The sequence below is a fragment of the Streptomyces sp. NPDC031274 genome, assembly GCF_055570235.1.
This window is the reverse complement of the sequence record NZ_JBVIHP010000226.1, coordinates 1-1,412: the sequence shown is the minus strand read 5'-3', so window position 1 is coordinate 1,412 and position 1,412 is coordinate 1. Positions and strand designations below refer to the sequence as shown.

Sequence of the window (1,412 nt, the reverse complement as noted above, 5' to 3'; positions counted from 1 at the left end):
CCTCGGCATCCCCGAGCACGCTCTTCTGGGTTTGGCGGAGCGTGTACCGGAGATGGCTCACCGCCCGTACAGCCTGCTCCACACGGACCTGCACCGTGACAACGTGATCTTCTCGTTCGACGGTGACCCACCGCTGATCTGCGTCGACTGGGAACTGGCCACCTATGGCGACCCCTTGCACGATCTCGCCACCCATCTGGTCCGTATGCGCTATCCCGACCATCAGTGGGATGAGGTCGTCAGTGCCTGGAGGGACGCGATGGGACGTCTCAGACCCAGCGCGGTCAACGGCCTGGACCAGGACCTCGTGCACTACGTCGCCTTTGAACGCGCCCAGTCCGTCTATCCGGATGTGATGCGCGCTGCCAGGTCGCTGGAGGACGTGACCGACCAGCAGGGACTGGATGAGGCGGTCCATGCAGTGCGTACGGCACTGGAGAACGCGGCCGTCCCACTGCGGTTGCCGACGGTGCCGGATGACGAGAAGATCCAGCGCGTCCTCTACCGCTGGCGTGCGGCCCGGTTCGGGAGGCGTGCCGAGGGAATCCGTCAGGTGACCTCGATCTTCTGGGAACCGAACGAGCGCGTGCCGGAGCACCCTGATTTCCGCCGGACGGCTGTACTTGAGGCCCTGGTTGCCGAGCGGGTTGCCCCGAGTTCCCGGGCATTCAAGGGAACGGCTCACCTCAACACTGTGGTCAAGGTCGCCGCGTTCCCCTTCCCGGTCGTGGTGCGCCGCAAGCTGCCCTCGGCGGACCGCCGTGAGCGCAGCATCCTCAGTGAGCACGCGGTGCTGAGGGTCATTGAGGAGTCGCAGGTAGAGGTGTGGGCGCCGCGCGTCCTGGCCCTGGGGACGAGCAATTGGAATGACCCGTTCGCCATCCATTCCTACGAGGGGCCGGGCGCCGGAGATCTGCCACCCGACCACCCCGTGGACGGCCTGCTGCCCAACGAGGCCGATCAACTGGTGGACCAGTTAGCAGCGTTGACGCGGATCGACAGCAGGAGACTGGATCCAACCGCCCCCAAGTCGGACTTCTACCATCAACTCTGCAATGAATTGGTGCGGCTTGTCCTGGATCTTCCCAAGGAGCCACAGAAGCTGGCTCGGGAACTGGGGTTGCCGGACGGCTACCGACTGCAGGAAATCCTCAGCCGCCACCACTTGGCGCCGCGCCGGATCTCTCTTCTGCACGGGGACCTCAATCCGTGGAACCTGGTACGTCAGGGCGGTGACCGAGGTCGTGGACTGACGTTCATCGACTGGGAGATGGCGATGATCGGCGATCCGCTGTACGACCTGGTGCGCCACATGCACCTCACTCCGACGCGCCCCGAGATCAGGCAGCGCATGTTCGCCCGCTGGAGCAGACGCCTTCCGATTGCATGCACCCTCGGCTGGAAGGACGACT

Annotated in this window: 1 protein-coding gene; it reads left to right on the top strand. The window is 64.9% G+C overall.

Going from position 1 to position 1,412, the window contains the following annotated elements; translation table 11 throughout:
* Window positions 1–52 precede the first annotated feature (52 nt).
* A partial coding sequence (locus ACZ5CR_RS45180) for a phosphotransferase (RefSeq protein ID WP_468869465.1) occupies window positions 53–1,412 on the top strand: 1,360 nt, incomplete at its 3' end.